This is a genomic window from Paenibacillus sp. FSL H8-0537 (genome assembly GCF_038051995.1).
Classification (GTDB): domain Bacteria; phylum Bacillota; class Bacilli; order Paenibacillales; family Paenibacillaceae; genus Pristimantibacillus.
The window spans coordinates 4,925,828-4,952,424 of sequence record NZ_CP150290.1; the positions used below are offsets into that span (position 1 = coordinate 4,925,828).

16 protein-coding genes and 1 riboswitch are annotated in these 26,597 nt (G+C 50.0%); of the genes, 5 read left to right on the forward strand and 11 right to left on the reverse strand.

Features of this window, described 5'->3' with window-relative positions:
• Positions 1–202: 202 nt before the first annotated feature.
• The 3 genes from MHB80_RS20760 to MHB80_RS20770 form a co-directional block, all read right to left on the reverse strand.
• Positions 203–6,718, reverse strand: coding sequence for a WIAG-tail domain (locus tag MHB80_RS20760; RefSeq protein WP_341278753.1), 6,516 nt, complete (start codon positions 6,716–6,718; stop codon positions 203–205).
• A gap of 272 nt (positions 6,719–6,990) precedes the next feature.
• Positions 6,991–8,025, reverse strand: coding sequence for an iron ABC transporter permease (locus MHB80_RS20765; RefSeq protein ID WP_341278754.1), 1,035 nt, complete (start codon positions 8,023–8,025; stop codon positions 6,991–6,993).
• A gap of 2 nt (positions 8,026–8,027) precedes the next feature.
• Positions 8,028–9,074: an iron ABC transporter permease gene (locus MHB80_RS20770; RefSeq protein ID WP_341278755.1), complete on the reverse strand. Its 1,047-nt coding sequence runs from the start codon at positions 9,072–9,074 to the stop codon at positions 8,028–8,030.
• Positions 9,075–9,301: 227 nt separating this feature from the next.
• Here MHB80_RS20770 and MHB80_RS20775 point away from each other — a divergent pair, with 227 nt between their 5' ends.
• Together MHB80_RS20775 and MHB80_RS20780 are read left to right on the forward strand one after the other, a co-directional pair.
• The gene (locus MHB80_RS20775; RefSeq protein WP_341278756.1) at positions 9,302–9,883 is read left to right on the forward strand and encodes a TetR/AcrR family transcriptional regulator; all 582 of its coding nucleotides are present in this window, start codon (positions 9,302–9,304) and stop codon (positions 9,881–9,883) included.
• Positions 9,884–9,946: 63 nt separating this feature from the next.
• Positions 9,947–10,519: an NAD(P)H-dependent oxidoreductase gene (locus tag MHB80_RS20780; protein ID WP_341278757.1), complete on the forward strand. Its 573-nt coding sequence runs from the start codon at positions 9,947–9,949 to the stop codon at positions 10,517–10,519.
• A gap of 12 nt (positions 10,520–10,531) precedes the next feature.
• Here the strand turns inward: MHB80_RS20780 and thiC are convergent, their stop codons facing one another.
• The 3 genes from thiC to MHB80_RS20795 form a co-directional block, all read right to left on the reverse strand.
• Positions 10,532–12,301, reverse strand: a complete 1,770-nt coding sequence (thiC, locus tag MHB80_RS20785; RefSeq protein WP_341278758.1) for a phosphomethylpyrimidine synthase ThiC — start codon at positions 12,299–12,301, stop codon at positions 10,532–10,534.
• Between the two features lie 283 nt (positions 12,302–12,584).
• A riboswitch (TPP riboswitch) is annotated at positions 12,585–12,690 on the reverse strand.
• A gap of 34 nt (positions 12,691–12,724) precedes the next feature.
• Positions 12,725–13,894, reverse strand: a complete 1,170-nt coding sequence (locus MHB80_RS20790) for a glycosyltransferase family 4 protein (protein ID WP_341278759.1) — start codon at positions 13,892–13,894, stop codon at positions 12,725–12,727.
• A gap of 88 nt (positions 13,895–13,982) precedes the next feature.
• Positions 13,983–14,279: a hypothetical protein gene (locus tag MHB80_RS20795; RefSeq protein WP_341278760.1), complete on the reverse strand. Its 297-nt coding sequence runs from the start codon at positions 14,277–14,279 to the stop codon at positions 13,983–13,985.
• A 143-nt stretch (positions 14,280–14,422) separates the two neighbouring features.
• On the opposite strand from MHB80_RS20795, the gene MHB80_RS20800 reads away from it, so the two are divergent.
• Positions 14,423–15,184, forward strand: a complete 762-nt coding sequence (locus MHB80_RS20800) for a tryptophan-rich sensory protein (protein WP_341278761.1) — start codon at positions 14,423–14,425, stop codon at positions 15,182–15,184.
• A gap of 237 nt (positions 15,185–15,421) precedes the next feature.
• Here the strand turns inward: MHB80_RS20800 and MHB80_RS20805 are convergent, their stop codons facing one another.
• The 3 genes from MHB80_RS20805 to MHB80_RS20815 all read right to left on the reverse strand — a co-directional run bounded on the left by MHB80_RS20805 (position 15,422) and on the right by MHB80_RS20815 (position 21,332).
• Positions 15,422–16,021: an ATP-grasp domain-containing protein gene (locus tag MHB80_RS20805; RefSeq protein ID WP_341278762.1), complete on the reverse strand. Its 600-nt coding sequence runs from the start codon at positions 16,019–16,021 to the stop codon at positions 15,422–15,424.
• Between the two features lie 145 nt (positions 16,022–16,166).
• Entirely contained in the window at positions 16,167–16,673 is a 507-nt protein-coding gene (locus MHB80_RS20810) for a hypothetical protein (protein ID WP_341278763.1), read from the reverse strand.
• 18 nt (positions 16,674–16,691) lie between these two features.
• The gene (locus MHB80_RS20815) at positions 16,692–21,332 is read right to left on the reverse strand and encodes a hypothetical protein (RefSeq protein WP_341278764.1); all 4,641 of its coding nucleotides are present in this window, start codon (positions 21,330–21,332) and stop codon (positions 16,692–16,694) included.
• Between the two features lie 965 nt (positions 21,333–22,297).
• On the opposite strand from MHB80_RS20815, the gene asd reads away from it, so the two are divergent.
• Entirely contained in the window at positions 22,298–23,086 is a 789-nt protein-coding gene (gene asd / locus MHB80_RS20820) for an archaetidylserine decarboxylase (RefSeq protein ID WP_341278765.1), read from the forward strand.
• Between the two features lie 168 nt (positions 23,087–23,254).
• On the opposite strand, the gene MHB80_RS20825 is transcribed toward asd, so the two are convergent.
• A complete protein-coding gene (locus tag MHB80_RS20825) occupies positions 23,255–24,745 on the reverse strand; it encodes a PLP-dependent aminotransferase family protein (protein ID WP_341278766.1) in 1,491 nt (496 codons plus the stop codon).
• 195 nt (positions 24,746–24,940) lie between these two features.
• On the opposite strand from MHB80_RS20825, the gene MHB80_RS20830 reads away from it, so the two are divergent.
• Complete coding sequence (locus MHB80_RS20830) at positions 24,941–25,582, forward strand: pyridoxamine 5'-phosphate oxidase family protein (protein WP_341278767.1); 642 nt, start codon at positions 24,941–24,943, stop codon at positions 25,580–25,582.
• Between the two features lie 193 nt (positions 25,583–25,775).
• Here the strand turns inward: MHB80_RS20830 and MHB80_RS20835 are convergent, their stop codons facing one another.
• Positions 25,776–26,570: an AraC family transcriptional regulator gene (locus MHB80_RS20835; RefSeq protein ID WP_338552302.1), complete on the reverse strand. Its 795-nt coding sequence runs from the start codon at positions 26,568–26,570 to the stop codon at positions 25,776–25,778.
• Positions 26,571–26,597: the final 27 nt, after the last annotated feature.

Consider the following 26,597-nt stretch of genomic DNA (forward strand, 5'->3'; position numbering starts at 1 on the left):
AAGGTGAAACGGCCGAAAGCCATCCTCTGGCGGCGCAGCACGTTTCAATCCGAGAAATATAGATAAAGGATGGGAACATCATATCCTTTATCTATATTTTGAAAAAAAGAAGCTCCCCTCGCGACCTGCGCAAGAGGAACTCTTTCCATGTTGAAATATTGACTCTAATCAGCAAATCGTTAATAGCATTTCGAAGCAACCATTATTGCCCGATTGCAATCCAGTTGATGGCACCGGTGAAAGCTTCGCTGAAAAACCGGCGATTAATGGATAGGATGACATGCCCCGGCTCCTTCGCTTGAATGCATACATAGCAGGCCGGATGATCGCTCGTTGCTGTCAGCACATATTGATTGCTTGCGAACGGTTCGTCAAAAAGAATAACCTGCTCTAACTGCTGTTTCTCAGGCGGAAAGCTGTACGGGCATAACCCAAATTGCTGCTTGCTGATGCTGCCGCTCCGTCCAACGATTGGCGAAAAAGCAAGAGCCGACAGCTTTACGCTGGCAGGTGCGAGATGCTCGGCGGTGACAGCACCATTCTTAATTTTGTCACTCGTTATGCTGTCGGTGGACAGATGCTCCGCCTTCACAGCTCCTTCTGCCAGCGCCTCACTGCTTACGCTCGCAAAGGCCAGCTTCGTCGACGTTACGCTCGATTCGCCCAGCTTTTCCGCCGTGACACTGCTATTCGCCAGCTTATCACTCGTCACGCTCGCTGCCGACAAATGCTCCGCCTTCACGGCTCCTTCCGCCAGCGCTTCACTGCCTACGCTCGCAAAGGCCAACTTCGACGTCGTTATGCTCGATTCACCCAGCTTTTCTGTTGTGAAGCAGCCATCCGCTAGCTTGTCGCTCGTTACGCTCGCTGCCGACAAATGCTCCGCCTTCACGGCTCCTTCCGCCAGCGCTTCACTGCCTACGCTCGCAAAGGCCAACTTCGACGTCGTTATGCTCGATTCACCCAGCTTTTCTGTTGTGAAGCAGCCATCCGCTAGCTTGTCGCTCGTTACGCTCGCTGCCGATAGATGCTCCGCCTTCACGGCTCCTTCCGCCAGCGCTTCACTACTTACGCTCGCAAAGGCCAGCTTCGTCGACGTTACGCTCGATTCGCCCAGCTTTTCCGCCGTGACACTGCTATTCGCCAGCTTATCACTCGTCACGCTCGCTGCCGACAAATGCTCCGCCTTCACGGCTCCTTCCGCCAGCGCTTCACTGCCTACGCTCGCAAAGGCCAGCTTCGATGACGTTATGCTCGAATCACCCAGCTTTTCTGTTGTGAAGCAGCCATCCGCTAGTTTATCGCTCGTTACGCTCGCTGCCGACAAATGCTCCGCCTTCACGGCTCCTTCCGCCAGCGCCTCACTGCTTACGCTCGCAAAGGCCAGCTTCGATGACGTTACGCTCGCTTCGCCCAGCTTTTCCGCCGTGACACTGGCATTCGCCAGCTTATCGCTCGTTATGCTCGCTGCCGATAGATGCCCCGCCTTCACGGCTCCTTCCGCCAGCGCTTCACTACTTACGCTCGCAAAGGCCAGCTTCGTCGACGTTACGCTCGATTCGCCCAGCTTTTCCGCCGTGACACTGCTATTCGCCAGCTTATCACTCGTCACGCTCGCTGCCGACAAATGCTCCGCCTTCACGGCTCCTTCCGCCAGCGCTTCACTGCCTACGCTCGCAAAGGCCAGCTTCGATGACGTTATGCTCGATTCACCAAGCTTTTCTGTTGTGAAGCAGCCATCCGCTAGCTTATCGCTCGTTACGCTCGCTGCCGACAAATGCTCCGCCTTCACGGCTCCTTCCGCCAGCGCTTCACTGCTTACGCTCGCAAAAGCCAACTTTGATGACGTTATGCTCGATTCACCAAGCTTTTCTGTTGTGAAGCAGCCATCCGCTAGCTTATCGCTCGTTACGCTCGCTGCCGACAAATGCTCCGCTTTCACGGCTCCTTCCGCCAGCGCTTCACTGCCTACGCTCGCAAAGGCCAACTTCGACGTCGTTATGCTCGATTCGCCCAGCTTTTCTGTTGTGAAGCAGCCATCCGCTAGCTTATCGCTCGTTACGCTCGCTGCCGACAAATGCTCCGCCTTCACGACTCCTTCCGCCAGCGCCTCACTTCTTACGCTCGCAAAAGCCAGCTTCGATGACGTTATGCTCGATTCACCAAGCTTTTCCGTCGTGACACTGCTATTCGCCAGCTTATCACTCGTCACGCTATCCGTCGCCAAATGCTCTGCGGCAACAGCGCCATACGTGATTTTGTCGCTAGATATGCTGTTCGTTGACAGATGCTCCGACTTCACGGCTCCTTCCGCCAGCGCTTCACTACCTACGCTCGCAAAAGCCAGCTTCGATGACGTTATGCTCAATTCACCAAGCTTTTCCGTCGTGACACTGTTATTCGCCAGCTTATCGCTCGTCACGCTCTCTGCCGTCAGATGTTCAGCAATCACGGCTCCTTCCGCCAGCGCCTCACTTCTTACGCTCGCAAAAGCCAACTTCGACGACGTTATGCTCGATTCACCAAGCTTTTCCGTCGTGACACTGTTATTCGTCAGCTTATCGCTCGTCACGCTATCCGTCGCTAAATGCTCCGCCTTCACGGCTCCTCCCGCCAGCGCCTCACCATCTACGCTCGCAAATGCCAGCTTCGATGACGTTACACTCGATTCGCCTAGCTTTTCCGCTGTGACACTGTTATTCGCCAGCTTATCGCTCGTCACGCTCTCTGCCGTCAGATGCTCAGTGATCACGGCTCCTTCCGCCAGCGCTTCACTGCCTACACTTGCAAAGGCCAGCTTCGACGACGTTACACTCGATTCGCCCAGCTTTTCTGTCGTGACACCGCCATTCGCCAGCTTATCGCTCGTCACACTCGCTGCCGTCAGATGCTCAGCAATCACGGCTCCTTCCGCCAGTGCCTCAATGCCTACGCTCGCAAATGCCAGCTTCGATGACGTTATGCTCGATTCGCTCAGCTTTTCTGTCGTGACACTGCCATCCGCCAGCTTATCGCTCGTTACGCTTTCTGCCGTCAGATGCTCGGCTATCACGGCTCCTTCCGCCAGTGCTTCACTACTTACACTCGCAAACGCCAGCTTTGATGACGTTATGCTCGCCTCGCCGAGCTTTTCCGTCGTGACACTGCCATTCGCCAGCTTATCGCTCGTTACGCTCTCTGCCGTCAGATGCTCGGCTATCACGGCTCCTTCCGCCAGCGCCTCACTACCTACGCTCGCAAAGGCCAGCTTCGATGACGTTATGCTCGCCTCGCCGAGCTTTTCCGTCGTGACACTGCCATTCGCCAGCTTATCGCTCGTTACGCTCATTGCCGTCAGATGCTCGGCAATCACGGCTCCTTCCGCCAGCGCTTCACTTCCTACGCTCGCAAAGGCCAGCTTCGATGACGTTATGCTCGATTCGCTCAGCTTTTCTGTCGTGACACTGCCATCCGCCAGCTTATCGCTCGTTACGCTCATTGCCGTCAGATGCTCGGCGATTACGGTTCCTTCCGCCAGCGCTTCACTACCTACGCTCGCAAAGGCCAACTTCGATGCTGTTATGCTCGCCTCGCTGAGCTTTTCCGTCGTGACACTGCCATTCGCCAGCTTATCGCGCGTTACGCTCGCTGCCGTCAGATGTTCGGCGATCACAGCTCCTTCCGCCAGCTTCTCACTGCTTACGCTCGCAAAGGCTAGCTTCGATGACGTTATGCTCGCCTCGCCCAGCTTTTCCGTCGTGATGCAGCCATCCGCCAGCTTCTCAGTGCGGATTGTGCCATTTTTCAGCTTACTTCCAAAAATACTCTCATCCTCAGCACGGTCAACTGTAATAACATCGGCTGTGAGATGCGCTAAAGACAGCGAGTTTTTACGAATATGATAGCCCTGAACCGTTTCCGCCCGAAGATGCTTGCCGGCTATCGTCTCCAGTTGCAAATGCTCGCCAGACACGGAATCCTTTCCAAGCTTTACCTCTGTCACACTACCATCCTGCAAATTAGCACTGGACACGCTGTTTATAGCTAAATGCCCCTCGTCGATGCAATACAGCTGAATATGCTTTTCTCCTACAGAAAGCGGGGCCAGCTGTTCAGATGTTACCGCTTGACTTTGCAAATGCTCCGTACCGATAATACGCGGCTGGAGCGCTGCACTGCCAATTGCCTCCTTCTGAATATGCTCGCTTGCTACGCTTGCTTCCGCCAGATTCGACGCCGTCACAGCACCTTCCGCTAAATGAACATCGCGGATGCTGCCTTCCTGTACGTGAATACCCAACACCGACCCATTGGATAAATGACGACTGTGAATCGCTTCTCCCGCAATATGCTTCGGCTGTATAGCATCCTGGGCTAATTTAGCAGAGTGAATCGCCAAATCAGCAACCTGCTCACTTCCAACCGCTCCAGGCTGCAAATGGGAGGCCACAATAATCCCGCTTTGCAGATGCTCTTTCTTAAGCGAGCCTAGCTGAATGTGAATGCCTTCAATAACGGCTGGAGCGATGTGCTCGCCTTGAATGGTTCCTGGGGCAAGCTTAGTTCCCGTCACACTTGATTCAGCAAGCTTTGCTCCCGTTACACTGTAATCTGCGAGCTTATCCGACGTCACCGCTTCCGGGGATAGCTTGAGTGAATTGACACTGTGATCTGCCAAATGATGAGAAGATACAACACCAGGTGCAATATATCTTTCTGTCACAGCTTCATAAGCAAGCTTTGCGCTCGTCACGGCGCCATCATGGAGCATTCGAGTTGTAATCGCATCATCTACAACATGCTTCTCATGAATAATATGCGGCTGTAAATGATTGGAATTTATCGCTTCAGGCGACACGGCCTCTCCCGTAACAGCTCCATTTGCAAAATGGTACGCCCGCAGTGCTTCCGGCGCGATTTTGTGAAACGTAATCGCTTCATCGCGCAATTGCTTCGTATCTACCGAATTATCTGCTAGATGCGCAGCAGATACAGCTCCGGCAGCCAGCTTTGCTGAAGTGACGCTTTGTTCCGCAAGCTGTCTGCTGCCAACAGCCGCATCTGTCAAATGCTGCACCCGAATCGCTCCCGGCGCAATTTTCTCATCTGTAACGGAGCTGCTGCGCAAATGCTCCGTACCAACCGCCTCTTCCCGCAGTTGGACGCCAGATACGGTATTTACCGCCAAATGACGATTGTGTATTTGTCCGTCCGCTACTTTCTCAGATGTTATGCTTAGACGGCTCAAATGTCTGGATTGCACCGCATCATCGGCGAGCTTTGCCGCGGTTACACTTTGCTCCGAAAGCTTGGAAACGGTAACCGCATGATCAACCAGCTTAATTGTTGATACGGACTGATCCATCAGCTTGGAAGCTGTTACTGCTTGATCAACGAGATGACCGCTTTCGATTTGGCGCGGTGAGATATTTGGCCCCAGAACGGCCCCCGCCTGCAAATGAGCGCTGGATACCGCTCCGCTTGCTAGACGCTCGGCGTCTACTGCGTTCGGCTGCAATTCCCTTGCTCCGACCGCGCCTACTTCCAGATGCTGGGCGCTTATTTCGCCTGGGGCCAAATGCTTTCCCGATATTACTCCGACGGCAACATGATCGGCGAGCAACACCCCAGGTTTAATATGCACGGAATCGACGGACTCTGGAGCTAGCTTCTCCGTATGCACAGACCCATCGCGCAGCTTGGAGCGGGTTACAGCTCCATCGGCGAGCTTGGAATTGTTTACTGCATCATTCGAAAGGTGCTCGGGACGGACAGCTCCGCTTTTGATTTTGCTAGCGGTGACGGACTGTTGTCCAAGCAATTCTTCCGTTACTAACATCCGTTTCAAATGCCTCGCTTCAATCGAGCCATCGGCAAATTTGTCGGAACCGATCGTACGATCTGCGAGCTTCTCGGAAGAAATGCTGTTATTTTGCAGCTTCTCTCCTGTTACAGAGCCATCTGCCAGCTTTGTTCCTGCGATAGCATTGTTGGCCAGATGTTCCGATATTATCGCTTCTGGTGCGATTTTGCTGCCGGATACTGCTCCCCTAGCAATGTGAATAGCTTCAATCGCATAATCCTGCACAGCTGTTCCATCGACGCTTCCCGCACATAGCTTTGTGGAATCAATAGAAGCTGGCGCAATTTTGTCGCCGGTAACCGAACCATCCACTAAATCGTCGGTATAAATAAATGGATTTGGCCCGCCAAGCTCTGGATTTTGCTTCTCTGCTACCAACGCCAGCTTCTCTTCATGACTCAGTACAGTATTCTCTTCATGGCTCAGTTCAGTATTCTCTTCATGACTCAACTCAGCAATCTCTTCATGGTCGCTGGCAAATGCAAGCTCAACTGGCTGGCCTACATCCAGCAGCAGTTCCTCCTGCACATCCACTGATGGCGCCTCTTGCTTAAAAAATGGCGACGATCCTTGCTTCCCAACCAATTGAATACTTTGCAGTTCTGCATCAGCCTCGCTTGGCAGTAGCTCTCCTTCTTCAGATTGCAGCTGGTCAATGCTGAATGAAGCTTCCGGCGCCGCAATCGCATTAATGCTAACCGTCTTCGCCTGCCCTGCATTTGCTGGCTTTGATTCTTCCAGTTTCTGGGCTGCTTGGGATTGCACCTTTCTGCTATTTAAATCATCGAGCCATTTCAATTCAGAAGCATTCGGATTATCAACGTAAAAAAGCGGCCTTTTTCTTCTCGAGCTTCCTGTTTTTCTGCTTTTCGCCATTGCCCTCTCCTTCTTCCACCTGATTTGTCTTAGGCAATATATGCACAAACCTATGGGCTCGTTACTTGATCTTGTGGGCTGACAGGCAAAAGCTTAACGGACTGACAATCCTCGTAAAGTAAAAGACTGGGGCAAGAGCCCAAAAACACAATAAGACGCTCCACTTTAACGCAATAACATCCATTTCACTTCCATACAGAAAAAAGGCCTTCCGAAAGCGCAAAGCGCTTCGAAAGACCTCATAAAACAATAATAAATGGAGCTGCCACAGCCTATTTGGAACGGGACAGCAAATAAAGGAAATACGGAGCGCCAATGACGGCGATTACGATACCTGTCGGAATTTCCGAAGGCTGGAACGCCCAGCGGGCCAGCGTATCGGACACAATGACGAGCAATGCTCCTGCCATCGCGGAAGCTGGAACGAGTATTTGATGCGTCGGTCCAACAAGACGACGAGCCAAATGCGGACCAATCAGCCCAACAAAGGAAATACCGCCGCCAACGGCCACGCACGTTGCAGCCAGACCTACCGCTGCTGCAAGCAGCTTCATCCGGTCCTTCTCAACTGGCGACCCGAGTCCCGTTGCCATTTGTTCGCCAAGGTTCAAAACGTTCATTGTACGAGATTTGTACATCACGTATGGAATCAAAATTAATATCCATGGGAGGGCTGCAAGCACAAACTTCCAGTTAGTTCCATAAATATTTCCTGCAAGCCAAACTTGAACGAGTTGGTAGTCATTCGGATCAAGCGCAAGGCTAAGTACAATCATAAGCGCACTAATTCCGGCTTGCACCGCAACACCGACCAAAATCATCCGCGTAGGCAGCAGTCCGTGATAACGTTTATAAGACAATGTATAAATTAGCAAGGCAGTTAGCGCAGCCCCGCCGAATGCCAGCATCGGCATAAAGAATGGCGATGCCATCTGATTGTCACGGAAAAAGGAAATATACAAAATAACCATTAGTCCTGCCCCAGCATTAATGCCGAGCAAGCCCGGATCAGCCAGCGGATTGCGGAACAACCCCTGCATGACACAGCCGGAAACGGCAAAGCCCGCACCAATTAATACGGCAATAACGATTCGAGGCAGCCGGAAATCAAATAAAATGAGCTCCTGCTTCGCCGTTCCGTATCCGAATAATGTTTTAAATACATCAAATGGAGTAAGCTTAATAAAGCCTGTATTCATACTAATGACAAAAGCTGTAATAATAAGAACGCCCATGATGGACATGACGATTATCGCTCGCCTTGTTCTAAGCTGTTCGCTTTTTGGAATTAAAGTAGCAGTGCTCATAGCTATAAATTCCCCCTTTGCTGAACCGCAAGATAAAGGAAGAAGGGTACCCCAATAATCGCAATAAGAGCACCGACCGGGGTCTCATAAGGGCTATTAATCGTACGCGCTACAATATCTGCTACGATGAGCAAAAGCGCACCAAGCACGGCGGAGCAAGGTATAATCCAGCGGTAATCCACACCTACCAAATAGCGTGCTAAATGGGGAATAATTAATCCTATAAAGCCGACCGCTCCGACAACGGATACCGATGCGCCCGCCAAAATGAGCGTAACAATAATGCCGATCGTCTTCGTCAGCTTCGTACGCTGACCGAGGGACACCGCCACATCATCGCCTAGACTGAGCAAGGATATGGAGCGTGAAATCGCAATGGCTACCAAGATGCCGCCGATAATCCAAGGGGCAACAATGCCAATTTGCGACCATTTTGTACCGGCAATGCCGCCTGCATACCAAAATGCAATATCCTGTCCAATTTGAAAGTGAATTTGAATCCCTTCCGACAGGCTCATGAACAATGTACTGATAGCTGCGCCCGCAAGCGTCAGCCGGACAGGCGTCAAGCCGCCCTTGGCGAGCGAGCCGATACCGTAGACGATACCTGCGGCAAGCGCCGCTCCAAAGAAACAAATAATCATAATTTCCAAATGCGACATGCCGCGGAAAAAAGCAAAGCAAAGCGCCAGCGCAAAGCCTGCGCCCGCATTAAGCCCGAGCAAGCTCGGATCGGCCAGTGGATTTCGGGTCATTCCCTGCATAACGGAGCCCGATACCGCGAAGGCAGCCCCTATAAGTGCAGCTGCAAGCGCCCTTGGCATTCTCAGCTCTTGAATAATCTGATGCTGGGTAATATCTGGATTAAAATTAAAAACGGCAGTCCAGACCGTGGATAAGCTAATTTTAGCCGCTCCGACTGAAATAGATAAAGCAAGGCCAAATAATACAGCGGCTGTGCCAACGATAAGAATGATGGTCGCTACTAGCGGCCTTGAACGCTGCCTCATCTGCTTTAATTCCTGTTTTTGCTCCTGTTTCAACGACATGCTGCAGCTACCTTTCCCTTCACACCAAACAAAATGGTATCATGATAACGATTCTCGTTTTCAAATATACCAAAGTTTGTTTGTTTATTCAAGCGTAAACGGCTACCGCCATCCTCTGGCGGCAAAGCTATCGTTTCGCGATGAAATAATCATATCCGTTTAAAAATCCATCATGACTGCTTTTATTGCCTCTTGCATTTTAGTTAGTGTTCACTTACAATACAAACATGAATAAAAAATCACATGCCGATAGTAAAAAAAAGGATATTTTGCAGGCGGCGATGCTGCTATTTGCCACGAAGGGTGTTGACGGTGTTTCCGTCAAAGAAATCGGGCATGCTGCCGGAGTTACCGATGCGGCGATTTACAAGCATTTTAAAAGCAAGGACGCCGTTGCCTTGGAAATCTTTGAGCAGGATTGTGCCAGCTACACCGCTTTAATCGATTATTATGTGCAGAAGAACGGAAGCAGCGCCAGCCGGTTTAGGCAATTAATCGATGAGGTACTGCAAATGCACGATGAGGACCAGTACGGATTGCTGCTTCTTGCCCAGCAGCATGAACTGTTTTATACAGCAAGGATGGAAGGGCAGCTTAGACAGCCACTTGATGCATTAATTGATTTTATAGAGCAAGGCATTGAGCGCGGCGAGCTTCCAGAGCAAAATGCCCGCCTGTCGGCTGTCATGGTGATCGGCATTATAACCCAGCTTGCGGTATCCAGCATGCATGGCGATCTTCCCTCCCAGCTTGTGCCGGACGCAGAACAGATTAAACTGCATCTATTAGCTTTAATCGGTCATTCGTGACCTTTTCTTTTTTATTTATTGGTTAGTGTTTGTTAACTAAAATTAAAGGAGTGTTTCAAAACGATGAACAAAATTTTAATTATTCAAAGCAATCCCGCTGAAGGAAGCTACAGCGAGGCGCTGGCTGCCGCTTATGCTGAGGGTGCCGCTGGCGCCGAGGTCCGTACTATTCATTTGTCCCAGCTCGACTTCAACCCCGTCCTGACCGGTGGCTACAGCAATAAGGAACCACTGGAGCAGGATTTGCAGGACGCGCAGGCGCATATCAAATGGGCCGATCATCTTGTTTTTGTATATCCAACCTGGTGGGGCGGGCCTCCTGCTTTGCTTAAAGGATTCATTGACCGCGTCTTCCTGCCCGGCTTTGCTTATAAATATGTGAAAGGAAAGGCGCTTCCCGAGCAGCTGCTTAAAGGAAAAACAGCCCGGATCATCGTCACGATGGACGCGCCGGGCTGGTACTACCGCTTTTTCCAAGGCATGGCTGGCCACAAAATGATGAAAATCAATATCCTGCAATTTTGCGGCGTCAAATCCGTCCGTTTCACTACGCTGTATGAGGTCAGAAAATCGTCGCTTGCGAAAAGACAAGGCTGGCTTTCCAAGGTAAAGCAGCTCGGGGAACGGTCTGCCTAAGCAAATATCATTTTATGTCCCGCTAACATAAATATTGCTTCCCGATTCCTTGAACGCCTCGGACTTCTCCTTCATTCCCGCTTCAATGGCCTCTGTCGTCTCCAGCCCATTCCGCTCCGCGTATTCTCTAATATCTTGCGTAATGCGCATGCTGCAAAATTTTGGTCCACACATCGAGCAGAAATGGGCGGACTTGGCGGCCTCCGCCGGCAGCGTCTCATCGTGGTACGACATGGCGCGCTCAGGATCTAGCGACAAATGGAACTGGTCGCGCCAACGGAACTCGAAGCGAGCTTTCGACAGCGCATCGTCGCGCAGGTGGGCTCTTGGATGGCCCTTCGCCAAGTCGGCAGCGTGGGCAGCTATTTTATACGTAATAACCCCCTCCTTCACATCCTCCTTATTTGGAAGCCCCAGATGCTCCTTCGGCGTCACATAACAGAGCATCGCGGTGCCAAACCAGCCGATCATGGCAGCGCCAATAGCGGATGTTATATGGTCATAGCCTGGTGCAATATCGGTTGTCAGTGGCCCCAGCGTATAGAAAGGCGCTTCCTCGCACACCTCGAGCTGGCGGTCCATATTTTCCTTAATCAGATGCATGGGGACATGCCCCGGCCCTTCGATCATCACCTGGACATCATGCTTCCAGGCGATTTTCGTCAGCTCGCCCAGCGTATCCAGCTCGGCAAACTGCGCGGCATCGTTGGCATCGGCTATCGAGCCCGGACGCAGGCCATCTCCTAGCGAGAATGACACATCGTAAGCCTTCATAATTTCGCAAATTTCCTCAAAATGCGTATATAAAAAATTTTCCTGATGATGGGCCAGGCACCATGCCGCCATAATGGAGCCGCCACGCGATACAATGCCCGTCACCCGCTTGGCTGTGAGCGGAATGTAGCGAAGCAATACGCCTGCATGGATCGTAAAATAATCAACCCCCTGCTCTGCCTGCTCTATAAGCGTATCGCGAAATACGTCCCAGCACAGATCCTCCGCTTTGCCATTAACCTTCTCCAGCGCCTGATATATCGGCACCGTGCCGACCGGAACCGGGGAATTGCGAATAATCCATTCGCGCGTTGTATGAATATTTTTCCCTGTGGACAAATCCATAATCGTATCCGCGCCCCAGCGCGTCGCCCATGTCATCTTCTCCACCTCCTCCTCAATAGAAGAAGCTACTGCGGAATTTCCAATATTGGCATTAATTTTCACATGAAATTGCCGTCCAATAATCATGGGCTCAATCTCGGGATGATTAATATTGGCTGGGATAATTGCACGCCCAAGCGCAATCTCCGAGCGGACAAATTCAGGGTCCATCCCTTCTCTTATCGCAATAAATTCCATTTCATGCGTGATGATTCCTCGGCGCGCATAATGAAGCTGGGTAACGTTATGTCCTTTTGTCGCCCGCAGCGGCCGCGTCGTTATTGGAAAAAGCTCCGCTCCGCGCTCGCTCGCCTTCTCCGCCGTCATGAAGCCATTATCCTCTGGCCTTATCGTGCGTCCGTCATACTGCTCCACATCTCCTCGCCCTTCAATCCAGTCTCCCCTTACATGTCGCAGCCCTTTATAAACATCCGCCTCATAAGCGGTATCGGTATACGGCCCACTCGCGTCATACACACGGATCGGCGCATTCGGTACTTTTTCTCCGTTTCTGCCTGTGCTTGCCTCCAGCTCAATTTCGCGCATCGGCACCCAAATATCCAGTCTTGCTCCCGATTCGTACACTTTGCTGCTACCCGGCAGCGGATTCATAAAGATCGTCATATGCAAAAAACCTCCCATGGCATTATGAAATTCCACCAGGAGGCCTTTAAACGTATATTCAGTTGGAAAATGCAGCGCTCGGCGCCTGTTCCTTTGCTTTCATTCCATTAGGCGGGATGACGACGCCCCACAAACGAAGACGCCAAAGGCGCTCCGCTTGCCTGCTTTTTCAACCAGAGGGCAACAAAAAACCGCTCCGGCGAAGAAGCGGCAGAATGTGCAAACATACGCGAAAGGCAGAGCTTCCCCCATGCTAAAAAAGCAAAAAGAAGCTGCTCGCGATGAACTCACTTTCCCACTTTCCTACGCTGGCATAACCCAGATCAGGTTCAAAGGGACCAAAGCTCATTCGCTTTATCTCAGCCATGAAGGCGCCCCTAGTGGATTTCCTTGTTAGACTATACCGCCCCCATATACTGGTTGTCAAATCAAATCAAACAGTTTTCGTTCATTCAGCACATTCATCCAGCTGCGGCCCGTATGCTGCCAAGTAAAATTCCGCTCCACCCGCTCGCGGCTCTTCTTCCCCATACTCGCCCTAAGCTCGGAGCTTTCGAGTAAAGCATGCAGCTTGGCTTTCAGCTCACTTTCCAGATTTTGCTGCGATATCAAATAACCAGTGACGCCGTCCCGTACAATTTCCTTCATGCCTCCTGCCCGTGTGGCCACTACTGGAAGGCCCGTCGCCATCGCTTCGACATTAACAAGCCCGAAAGCTTCTCGCTGTCCGGAAGGTACGATCGCCATATCTGCGGCTAAAAACCAGCCCGGCACTTCGGTATAAGGCACATAAGGAACGAAGCGTACATGATTGGGGTAAGCGCGGCCGAGCTGCTGGAGCTTGCGGGAATAAGCGGTGGAGCGATGTGACCCATAGAACGGACTGCCAACGATGACAGCGAGCATATTAGGATGTTTTTTTACCAGCTCAGGCATAATATGCAGCAGATGGTGAGCGCCTTTCAGCGGAATGAGCCTGCCGAGAAAAATAACGACCTCGCGGCCCACCAGCTTTTTCGCCTGCCGCTGCCGCTCCCGCTTCTGTCGCCCTTCCTCGGTAAACCGCGACGGAAAAAGCTCCGTCTCTACGCCGGGATAGACGACTCGTATTTTCGCTGCCGATTCAGGCGCCCTCGTCGCAACGACGCGGCGCAGAAACTCGCTATTTACAATAATGCGATCGGCCGCTTGCAGGCTTTGGTGCAGCCTGGCTGGCGAGATATGCCCGGGACTTAGGAAAGTAGAGGAATGCAGGCTCAGCCAAATTCGGGCGGCCGGCAGCTTCTTCTTAAGGGTAAGCACGTTATGGGGACGATTCTCCACCTGAATAACATGCGGCTTGTAAGCAGCTAGGGAACGTCCAACAGCGGCAATATAGCTTGCTTTGTTCACCGCTGGGAATCTGACGCAGTCGACGCCGCCAACTACCCCGTTGCCCTTCAGTCCTTTTGTTGTCCTGCCGTAAATGCGGGGATGAATCCGATTTTTTAGAAGTGGAACGAATTTTTCGACTACCCGCTCGACTGAGCTGCTTTTCGCGGATGGGATCGGAAATGACCCTGGTGTAACAAACGCCACTTTGGCATGCGTCATTTCGTGCAACTGCCTCCTTGCGCATTAAAATGGCAATATGTTTGCGATAGCATACGCGCTTCTCTCGCACATTGCCACTAGTTTGCTGCTAGCTGGACGGCCGAAGCACATTCAAAGCCATTCGCGCTGGGGTATAGATAGCCAAATAAGCCCCTCCTATCATAAAAACAGGATTAAGCAGCACCGCATGAATTTCGGTCATAAACACGGTGTCCCTCAGCATCGTTCTCGCTATCGCCGCAGCAATGGAAATAAACGTCGTAAAAAGCAAAATGGCTGCCAGCGCATCCATTACAAGCTGCGCCTTCCGGCTGCGGCAGCCAATCCAGCCTGCTGCCAAACAACAGGCCGCAAGTATAAGTGTGATGGAGACAGTGATAGTCATTTAAGCAAATACCCCCTTCTCTTTTGCGCTTTCCTACATGAAGCTTGAGCTTTTTGTGCAAGAATTAAACGAGATGGAGTGAAATAAAAGCCTGACATGGTGAATAAGACAATAGAGATACACGAGGAGAGGAGAAAAATAAGATGAACGCTGCCTATCGCTGGCTAAACGCTTTTGGACTGTTGATCGTCATTGTCGTCAATGCACTCGCCGTTACCCTGCCGCTTGGAGGCAAAACGACTGCCCAGCTTGCGGCGCAATACCCGATTCTGTTCATGCCCGCTGGCTATGCCTTCTCCATCTGGAGCCTGATTTATTTGCTGCTTGCTGGATTTGTTATTTATTCCTTTCTGCCCTCAGGCAGAGCAAGCAGGCTGCCCGCACAGATAGGCATCTTGTTTTTCGTTAGCTGCCTGTTTAATGCGGCTTGGATTTTTGCTTGGCAATACGAGAAGGTGTACGCCAGCGTATTTATTATGCTCGCACTGCTCATCACGCTGATCGCCATCTATACGCGCGCCAGAACGCCTGGCTGGCAGACGGCAACGACTGGCGAACGCTTTTTTGTAGGGCTGCCCTTCAGTCTCTATCTCGGCTGGATTAGCGTGGCGACCATCGTCAATATTACATCCGCGCTCTACAAGTCGGGCTGGCAGGGCTTTGGGCTGTCCGAGACGGCATGGACGATTATTTTGCTGGCAGTCGCTACCTTGCTCGCCTTAATCATTGGCTGGAGCTACCGCGATGCCGCTTTCGTCGCCGTATTCGTCTGGGCGTTCATCGCCATCATCGTCAAGCAGCAGGCGCAGGAAGCCATCGTATTCAGCACGCTCGCTGTTACGATTGTGCTCGCGTTGTTTATTGTGCTTTTGCTGGTGTTGAAGATGCGGAGGCTTCGTGGGTAGTGGTGGAGTGAACGGGGAAAAAGTCTATTTGGAAGAGGAAGCTTGCTTGTCTGTTTGAGGTGCGAATACGTCGCTTTCTTGGTTGCACCGGATCATTCGCACCTCTACATTTGAAAAACAAATCACAAATTAGGTTTAATGAATGGTTGCTACATTAATTTTATTATAGAAACTTATAAGGTCTGCGTTATCGGGCAGGCCTGATACTTGCCCATCTCCCAATTCAAGAATGACCCATTAGCCATTCTCAACTTTTGCTATATCCATTGTGAAAAAGTGACTGTTTATTTTCTTCGCAATTTCTATGAAGGGAGCTAGATCTGGTTTATTTTCATCATATATTCCCTCGTCCCAATATTCCATCGTTATTAAAGGCTTACCTTCCAAAAAGAAAATTCTAAATTCCTTTGACAATGGTGCTCCACTCTGCGGATGATAGGATAAAAATTCCAAATTTACGAATTCCTTAAACACAAGCCCTTCATTCAACTCGTCACCTTGCAATTCTACAAATTTCTTTACTACTTTTAATAATTTTTTTGTATTTGAAGCATCGGGGATATAACAAGCTTCGTTCCAATCATGTTTACGTGATTTTACATAGTCTTTCAGAATAATTGGTCCCTGTCCAAATACTTCAACAGCATCTAAAACCTTTTCTAGTGCTGCACTATATATGGGTTTACGTATTTTATTTTCAGGACAATAAGCATCCCTAAAAACGTTTCCCCTATTAATAAATTCAGTTACAAGTAATGTATGTGAAGGTAGGTCTTGCTTACTGATGCTCCAGTCAGTATTTATAATTCTTTGTACTGCTTTTTCAAATCTTTCCAACGTTGCCCCATCTTTTCTTTATGGTATATTTAAAATCCGTTTTATTTGGGATCGAGAATATCAGGTCTAAAATGAAGGCTTTACATCATTGAATCGACTCTCCCTATTCCGTTCTCACACGCATAGCGTGGAGCTTAACATAGGGTTATGAATTGTCTAGTTTGTTTAATGTTTCATCATTAATATCAATCGGGTCATGCTCTCTTAACATAAATGCAGAGTTGCGCGACCATCCATACTGACCGCATATAAGTTCATTATGATGATAACTAATGACTCCCCCTCGCTCATATAGTTTTATAACTGGATCGTAAATATCTGTAAACAGTTGGGCAACCGGATTTTTTTGATCGATTAAAAATGCCCATTCTAAATAAAAAGTACACATGTATTTTGATACCCAACCTCCAGGAATTTTCTCGATTGTATCATTATAGTTATCCTTTATACTTACAGGTATGTGGGCATTGACTAATTCGGGCGCATTAAAGACAGCACGCCTGTTTTCTTGATCTTGATTCATATAATCTAAAAATAAATTGCCCCTACGAATAAATTCAGCTACCAGTTCCCGATGAGAAGGTTGATTAGGATTTTTTTTCTCCCATTCAATATTTAGAATCCGTGCCTTAGCCTCGTTAAAGTTACTCAATATACTTGTCACCTCTTATCAAATTTTCGGATTAAATTCTGGGAACTCACCTGGTGGCGGTGATGCTAAATCATGTGCACCCGGAGGATAACCTGATAGACCCTTCTCTTTATTAAAAGATGCTATATCACGATATGGAAGACCTTTAGACATAAGTACACTTTCTTCAAGTTCATGCTCCTTTAATGCTTTAAACCAGACTTTTTGCTCTATATTAAGCTCCCCTTCAAGAGCCTTCTCCCAGCCATAAGCTATATCTATGTCTGGATCAAAGTAACCTTTATAATAGTACTCACCATTTTTCCAATCTGCCAAATTAACGTGTTCAGTCATGAATATATGATCTTTTAAAAGTCTTGATTCTTCTAAAGTTAAGCCCGTGTTTTTAGAGAATGTTTCAAGTTCCTTTGGATCAAGACCCGTTCCCCTTAATTTTTCATATGTTTTTAGTGCAATTTCCTCCTGTTTAAATGACGGTGTCCATATAATAGCAGGTCCACGTGGACCAATAGGATGAGGAAGCTTTTTTCCCGTCCCCTCAACAACCTTACTCTCCAGCTTCTCCGCATCTGCTACAGATTTCCCAACCGCTCCTTCAATACCCTCTACCAGCTTCGGAGGAAGCTTTGATGCCAGCTTAGCGACTCCTGCTCCGAGCGAGATCGCTGCACCCACGACCATAATCGCCTTCGCCACATTTTTACCGAATTCTCGGTTCTCTTCATAGCTCGCTTGCAAATTCACTACTCTATTGTAGTTGTTCTTTATATACTGAAATGGCTCAACGAACTCCTGCTTGACACTCTCTTTTAATCCTTCAAATAAACTGCTCGCCGTAATTTTACCGTTGCCTATTCCTGTAACAAGCGCAGTGAAATTCGGTACCGTTTCTCTCCAAAAGGTAGAGGTTAATGGATTAAAAGCTGCCGCGGCATTCAGCATGTCCATACCATCACTGGCAAGCTGAGATACCACTCCATCTCCTATCCCTATCAGCATCACCGTATTTTTCATGGCTTGCTGATTGGCATTAGGTGAATTGAATCTGCCTAGGCTTACATCAGTCATCGCGAATTTAATAAGCCCCTCTGTGACGACCCCATCTCGGCCTAACAAAGTTCCTTGCTTCTCCCACATCGCCGCACGCGCGTCACTTTCCAGCAGCTTCTGATAGGCATATACCGACACAAAGGTTTTTTTGTCGTACACCCCTGTCGCCGCACCGTCATAGATGTTCATTTTCGTCAGCGACTGCTGAAGGGATTTAATATCCTCTGAGCTGAACTTCGCATTCGTCGAGGCTATAATAGACGCTACTTGCTCATTAAAATGGTCGGCCTCCGAGGGCCCATCCCAATCGATGCTGCCGAGATCAGGTACAAGCTTCGCAATATCCAGTGTTGCCCCTTCTTTACCCCAATCTTGCCCCATCGTTAACAATTTCCCAGCTCGATCCCGGTCACCATCTTTAATGGCCTGCATAATCGCATTGCGTTGATCTAACACACGCTGATTAGCTGCATCTAGGGCGAATACAGGTAGCTTTAAATCCTTGGCAATTCGATCATCCGTCGCCTGCAAAACCGACTCAATCGCCTTTATTTTCTTCTGCTCCGCGTCAATAGAAGACTGCACATTAGGGATATTTCCTGCAGCGATAAATTCCCATTTCTTCTTTTTCAAATCATATAGCTGCTCCAGCTCTTGATCAAGTGTCGTACCCGAATCAAGCCGCTGCACGGTAAAAGCTTGCCCTGTCGCCGCCATAAATGTTTTCGTATAGCTGTTAGCCTGATTAAGTGCCGACTGCAACTGCTTACTCTTCTGCTCAACGCGTGCTTCCAGCGCAACATTCCCTTTGCCGCTCCACTTGAGCAGGTCCAGCTCGATTCCATCCCGATATAATCGGTCATACGGTGTATCCACTCCCGCTTTCAAGGAAGCATAGGGACTCGCTGCTGCACTGTTCATTGCGCCGATCGCCTGCTGCATATCCTGAGAGGATAGCTTTGCAACACCTTGCCAATAATCTCTTTTCGCCGACAAAATCAAAAAGTTCTTTTGATCCAGCTGCGTTATTTTTGGATCATCGACATCAATGCCCAGATTGTATTTGACTGCTGCCTTCGCTTTTTGCAGCCTTCCACCTTCATCGCTGCGAAGCTCCAGCAAGTTGCTCCATTCCTGCTCCTTAATGTAAACCATTAGGTTATTCGCCGACTGCTGGGATACGGTACCAGATCGGCGAATGGACAAGTCTGTTCCTGTTGCCTCTATCTGCTGCTGCATGGAACGGATATAGTGGATGGCATCCTCATGCTCTCCGTTCTTAAGCGCTGCGTTCATCTGATTCCGCGTTTCGTTAAAGGTCCAATTGTTAGCGTCCTGTTTACTAGACTTCAACAGCCCCTCCATGCCGGAATGGCTGGCTACCAGCTTTGACCATTCTTTAGCCTTGGTGTCGGCAGCAGATAATTGATATTGATCGACATTAGTCCAGTACTCCTTGCGAAGCCCTATTAATTGCTCATTCACTTCATCCAATTTCGTTTTTGTAAAAACGGTGCCCATTGCTACATTCATACGGCGTATGTCGTTACCAATAGCTGCATCTCGCGATTGGATTTGAGAAACCTCGTTCTGATTCAACGTCGCATAAACATCCCAGCGCAGCTTCTTGTTATATATAATAGCATTTGCCAGCGTGTCAAATTCGGTTTGACCGTTCGTTACGAGCATCGTAGCGAAATCTTTATGCTCTTTCCGAATATTTGCCTCCTGGCCTTTTACAATACTAGCTCCTTCAGCATCATATTGCGCCCGCTTCTGCCAATATTCTTTTTTATTGCCAATTAACTGTTCATTGATCTTGTCCAAACCATAGACTGCCGATTCGTTTAAGCTTGCACCGTTCAGTCTCGCCTGTTTCATAGCCGCCAGCTCGGAGCTTTTTCCCACTTCATTCATATTTACAACTTGGTTGTAATAACTGATTTTAGCATTCAAAAATAGCCTGTTCTGCGTATCAAGCTTTTGCATTTCCGGCGTTTGATCGTTAACATATGCCTGACTACGCAAGCTGCTTGCCGTTTTGGCTGCATTATCTACCTTCGTATTATCCAGATTTAGGGTACCCGCCCACCAATCCTTCTTGGCTTGAAGCAGAAGACTTTCATTTTCCAGTTTTTTCGCTAGCAAAGGGCTATATTTCGCATCTATGGCTCGCGATTCATCCGTCTCTACTGCGCCTTTAGCTCGCAGCCGCTCACCTTGCTTGGAAGCCTCGTCCATTTCTGCCTGATTGTCATTTAATCTTCCCAACCACCATTTTTCTTTCCACATTTTCAACTGGGCATTGTTCTGATTTTGCTCAGCCAGCCTATTAACGTCCTGCTTTTGTTGCAGCTTTAACAAATATTCCGTATCAAGCTTTTGCGTTTCTGCAGTGTCGACTGCACCCATTTTCCTTAATACAGAGCCACGGTCCTCCGCCGCCTGCATCCCATCTTTATTATCGATTAAACGTGCTTCCCACCAGTTCTTCTTTGTTTGAAGAAGCTGTCGATTCAGTTCATCTTGGTCTCTCTTCTTTGCAGCCTCTGTTTCCATGGCCCCATCGGCGCGTAATTGTTCGCCTTTCTTTTTTGCTGCATCCATTCCTGCCTGATCGCCTGTAACAGAAGCATTCCACCAATCTATCTTCGTCTTTTCTAATTCATTGTTTAATCCCGCTTGCTTCTGTTCTTTTAAAATGGCGGTGTTTTTAGTATCCAGCTGCTTGCTGTTCTCTGTCTCTACCGCACCTTTTTTTCGCAGTTCTTCACCGGCTTGGGCTGCCTTATCCATCCCCGCCGAGTCGCCTTTAAATTTGGCCTCCCACCACATTTGCTTATTTTTCTCTAATTCTGCATTCAAGCTTTGCTGACTAACAGCCGTATTTGGTGCAGTTGTTCCTTTAGTAGTTGATGAAGAAGAAGTTGAAGCATTTGGCGACGAGGAGGCTGTACCCTTTGGTGGAGTTGGAGAAGCTGATGCAGCAGGCTGCGTTGCACGCGCTTGTTCAAGTGTCTTGTCCGCTCCAATGGTTCCCCCATTAGCCCGGGCCGTCTCAGCCTGCTGATGCGCGGCCTGCATACCCGCCTTATCTCCACGAGCTGCTGCTGCGTCATAATCCGCTTTCGCTTTTATAATTTGCTGATTAGCAGTCGCGTGTGCAGCGGTCTGTGTTGTAGGCGCTGGCGTGCTTTTAGCTGGCGACTGCGCTGTGGGCGTTGGCGTACTTTTAGCTGGCGACTGCGCTGCCGGTGCTGGCGTGCTTTTAGCTGGCGACTGCGCTGCCGGTGCTGGCGTGCTTTTAGCTGGCGACTGCGCTGCCGGCGCTGGCGTGCTTTTAGCTGGCGACTGCGCTGCCGGTGCTGGCGTGCTTTTAGCTGGCGACTGCGCTGCCGGTGCTGGCGTGCTTTTAGCTGGCGACTGCGCTGCCGGCGCTGGCGTGCTTTTAGCTGGCGACTGCGCTGCCGGTGCTGGCGTGCTTTTAGCTGAGGATTGCGCGCTCGAACTGCTAGAGGTGGATTTGGCAACTGGACTGCTGCTTACTGCCGATTTAATAATTGGGCCAATCGCCGACACTGCTGCTGGTCTGACTGAATTTATTGCCATCTGGTTGACTCCCCTATTTACAAATTAAGCAATTAAAATTGATAATTTATGATATAATTTTAATTCAAATTTTTCCATAGTATTTTTCTGAATCATTTCTGAAACTCCTTTCCCCTAACTTTTTAGCAGGTACCTCTTCCCCTCACGCTTTAGATAAACATCCAGCTCTAGGTTAATGTCAACCTGTTTACTTTTAACAATTTCATTAGATTTGTTGAATAAACTTTATATGATATATAGCTGACTTCCCACCTAAACTACTACTACATTATTTATTCAAAACGAATATTATATAACTTTGGAGTATTATAGAATTAACACTTAGACCACCTTGAATAAAGGTAAGGAAATACGGACAATCAACATTATTTTCCAACCAAATCTTTAAACTTCAGGCTAGGTCGTGTATGCAAACGTAAGCGAGCCAAATGTTGCTCAAATTAGCATCAAACGTATTAGCGCTGCTTCCGGGAATGTCAGCCCTCATGGAAGTGTACCTGCGTACTGAAAGGCAGCTTTAGACTCTTCACCCTCAGAGGTTTACTCTCTGCGCAAAGATAGACTTGGAGGACACAGCAGCAGCTATTTCAGCAGAATCGCGGGTTTAGGACAGGCTACGGACTCAGGAGCCGTTAGTGCGCAGCCAGAAGCCCTTTTGACAAGATATTGAAGGCGATAACGGACCTCCTGTCCGCTTAAAGCATGAAACCAGAGAAAAAGCCTAATTAGTGGAATCTGTGTCCGCCAAAAAATGGAAGGATTATCTGGAGCTATGACTTATTCACCAAATGTCCATGTGCTGGATAGAGCATAATAAAGAAAAAAATTGGCTAATCGCCCCTTCGTGTTCTTCTCAACCTATAAAAGGTCGCGAAGCGAACCTATTGCTTTGTGATCCGGGTTGTGGCACACTGTTTGGGACAAGCATCACTATTCGAAGCAAGAAAGGACGTGACGGTACGAGCATGCTAGATGGATTACTTCGTGCCATGACGGAATTAAGCTCACGCAAGTCGATTTCGAGGTTGACTGGGCGTTTTGCACAATCTAGGGCGAGCCGCCGTTTTATTCCGCGCTTTGCTTCCATGTATGGAATTAAGGTCGAGGAAGCCGAGAAACCGCTAAATGAATACGCTACGCTAAATGAATTTTTCACCCGTCGATTAAAGCCAGGCATGCGAAAAATAGACAATGCTGCAGACAGCCTTGTGAGTCCGGTTGACGCTCTTATTACAGGAATTGGCCCGATCGAAGACGGCACAATTGTCAATGTGAAAGGGCAGGATTACACGATTGAAGAGCTGCTGAACCGTTCACCGAGGGCGGAAAACTATCGGAACGGCCATTATTTTGTCCTTTATTTGAGCCCGACCGATTATCACCGGATTCATGCTCCTGTGGATGGCACTATTGTTGAGAGCGAGCACATTCCCGGCAAGGTCTATCCGGTCAATGATTTCGGCTTAACCAAAATGCGCCGGGTGCTCAGCCGCAATGAACGGCTTATTACTTATATTAAACATGAGGGCGGCGAAACGGCTGTCGTGAAAGTCGGCGCCATGAACGTCAGCAGCATTCGATATGTTGAGCCGCTGCCGCCGCACACCGTAAAGGGTGGCGATCTTGCTTATTTTGAGTTCGGATCTACAGTCGTGCTGCTGACTGAAAATAAAACCTTCACCCCGCTTCCTAGCTTAATGCTCGGTCAAAAGGTGAAAATGGGCGAACCGCTCGGCCTCTTGCAACCGCGTTAAGCCAGTGGCTCGCCATTCGAGCATAGTTGCAAAAGAGGCGTATCCTACATTTCTATATTCAAAAAAGCTCGCTGCCTGTGTGGAGAAATCTCCGCCTGGCAGCGAGCTTTTTTCTGTTTCCGCAGCAGCGAGCCACAGCAATTCTGCTGCTTTGCTCTGCAATCGCGTTCAGCCGCGCTGCCGCTGAACGTCCTCCCAGCATGCCGCAATTCGCCGCATGCCCTCCTTAATATCGGCTTCGGCCAAATGCGCGAAGCCGAACAGCGCTGCCGGAGCGCGTCGCTCCTCCGGCTTGCGCCACAGCCGCTCGCCGCGGTTCCAGCTGACGCCTTCCCGCTGGCAGCGTTCAATCAGCCGCTCATAATCCGCGGCTGCCCCAAGCCACACGCCGTACTGATGCAAGCCTGCATCCGACGGCGTAAACCGGAACAAGCCCGCGAGCTGCTCCGCGGCTTGTTCCTTAAAGAGCTTGAGGCGCCGTCCGCAGCTGCGCCTCATCCGCCGCAAATGCCGAACATACTGCCCGCTCGCCATAAACACGGCGAGCGCCCTTTGCTCCGCGATGGAGCTTGGGCTTGGCTCAAGCAAAAACTTCGCCCTCCTCAGCGGCTCCCGCAGCGCATCCGGCGTAATGACATAGCCCAGCCTCAGGTCGGCGTACATCGTCTTGGAGAAAGTGCCGACGTACACGACCCGTCCCTCGTGGTCGAGCGTCTTGAGCGGCTCCGCCGGGCGCCCGCCCCAGCGGAATTCGCTGTCATAATCATCCTCGATGATGACAGCGTCGCGCCGGGAAGCCCATTGCAGCAGCTCCAGCTTGCGCTCAGGCGCAAGCTGGGCGCCAGTTGGATACTGGCGCGTCGGCGTTACAAATAGCAGCTTCGCATCCCAGTCCTGCGGAACGATGCCATAATCGTCGACTTCCGCATCTATAATAACGCCGCCCGCAGCTGCTATCGCCCGCCTAATGCCAGGGTAGCACGGGTCTTCAACCACAACCTGGTCACCAGGGTCAATCAACAGCTGGGCGAGCAGGGCAATGCCGTACATGGAGCCGCTCGTAATAAATAAATGATCTACACTTGTAATCATGCTGCGCTCGCGGCGCAGCTCGCTGGCAATCGCCTCGCGCAGCGGCAGATGACCTTCTATCGCCCCGTAATCCTCATACTGACGCTCCAGCAGCCCTCTGACCTCTGCAAACATCGTCGTCTTCCATTCATTCTGCGGGAACAGCAGGGCATCCGCATAACCTACATCAAACGCAATGAAATCTGGCTCCTCATGCACAGTCCGCTTCGTATTCCCTTTAATCTGCGGCAGCCGCAGCGCCCAAGAGGATAACGCAAGTTCACTCGCCTTGCCTTCTTGCCCATTCCTTGTTTTGGTAGCTGCCGGCTTGCTGTAGGAAACGTAGGTGCCGCTTCCCCTTCCGGGCCTGACAAAACCTTCCGCATAAAGCATATCGTAAGCGGCATTGACCGAACCGCGAGACATGCCATAGCTTTCGGCAAGCCTTCTGCTGGAGGCGAGCTGCTGCCCATCCTCAAGCATCCCAGCGACAATACCTTCGCGCAACGCCAGAAAAAGCGCATCCGCCTTGCGCCCTAGCTCCTCATAATACCGCTCATATGCCGCACGGCAGCGATCATCCATCATTCAACCTCCTATGACTCTCCTGTTGCCTGCTTCTTCCGTCTATTTCCATCCATTTCAAAAGTGGTTCAATAAAATCAATGTAAAGTGGATCTTTTTATATGTCAATATTCCGTTTAAACTTGCAAATAACGAGCTGAACGCTTGGCACATCCCCTACTCAAGTTATCGCTATGGTTACGAAAGGAGCAGTCCGCTATGCGCAGAAAAGAATTTGCAATCGGAAGTGAAGATGTACAAGAGGTTAACGCCTTTTTGGAGGAAATGAGCTATGGCTTTCTAGGAACAGCCAGAGCGGATGGTGCCCCTTCCATTACCCCGCTGAATTACATTTATTTGAATGGAAACGTTTATTTTCACGGCAGCCGCGCAGGGGATAAAATGGCACTGCTCGGAGCAGATCCGCGCGTCACCTTCTGTGTGGCCAAGGAATATGCGATCATTCCTTCCCATTTTACCGATCCGCTGATGGCCTGTCCGGCCTCCGCCTTTTTCAAATCAGTCATTATTGAGGGCACGGCATCGGTTGTCGAGGATTTGATGGAAAAAGGCGAGGCGCTGCAAGCGCTGATGATCAAGCTCCAGCCAGAAGGCGGGCATTTGCCGATTGCCGGGGATGATCCCGCCTACAGGGGCAGGCTCAAGGGAGTTGCCGTCGTGAAAATCGAGCCGCAGCAAATCAACGCGAAGTTCAAATTCGGCCAAAATGCCGATGAGCACAAACGCGAAGCTATTACAACGGGCCTGCTGGCACGCGGACGGGAGCTCGATGCGGAGACGGTCGACCTCATGCGCCGTTACTGCCCGCAACATAAGGAACAAGCTCATCCCGGCGACTAACCATACCCCATCCATTTGCAAGTGTGAAACTTATAAATGCTTATATCAAAAAAAGCCGAGCGCCCTTCTCCCCTTTGTTGTCGGGAATGAAGGCCGCACCGGCTTTTTTTACGAACTGCTTATTATTTCGATCCGCATATTCTTACGAACTGCTTATCCTAACGAACAACTTATCCTAACGAATTTCTGACGGCTAACGGATTTCCGACGGGCTCCGTCCGGTATATTGCTTGAATTGGCGGCTGAAGAAAAAAATATCGCGGTAGCCGAGAGCGTCCGCCACCTCCGTCACATTCATGCCTGCGTGCATCAGCAGGTGCTGGGCGCGGTCAATGCGGGTGCTGATCATATACGTCTGGACCGACATGCCGATCAGCTCCTTGAATTTCATTGAAAAATAACGCGGCGACAGCTGGGCGCGCATTGCAAGATCCTCGACCCGGTGGGCAATGCCGGGATTTTGCCGGACATAATTGGCGACCTCGTGAATCGCCTCGGTCAGCTGATTGCTCGCTTTTTTCTCCACGGGCGTTTGCTTCGTCACTCGGTCCTCCCGCAGCAGATGGATCATCAGCTGCTTCAGCACAAGGCGCGCTTCAATTTCCGCCGCATAGGTTTTGACCAAAAACAACCGCACATAACGCGACAGCATATATTCAAAATCTACCGTATCAAGCAGCTGGCGGTACCGTTCCGGCACCAGCACCGGCTCTTCTGCCGTATCAAAGTGTATGTAAGTTAGAACCAGAGGCTTCTGCGGATTATGGGTCGCACTCGTATAGTCGCCTGGACGGAACAAGAAACAGCTTCCTTTACCCACCGGATAATGAACGCCGCCCACTTCGACTTCCCCTTCACCGCTCCATACATAAAATAAATCAAAATTAGCCATCGGCTTTTCACGACGCTGCCATTTCCAGCCCGGCTCGCAAACGATCTTCGCGAAAGGCGGCAGCAATAAATATGCATCGGGTGATAAATGCAGCATAAAACCCTCCTGATACGTAAGCCTATG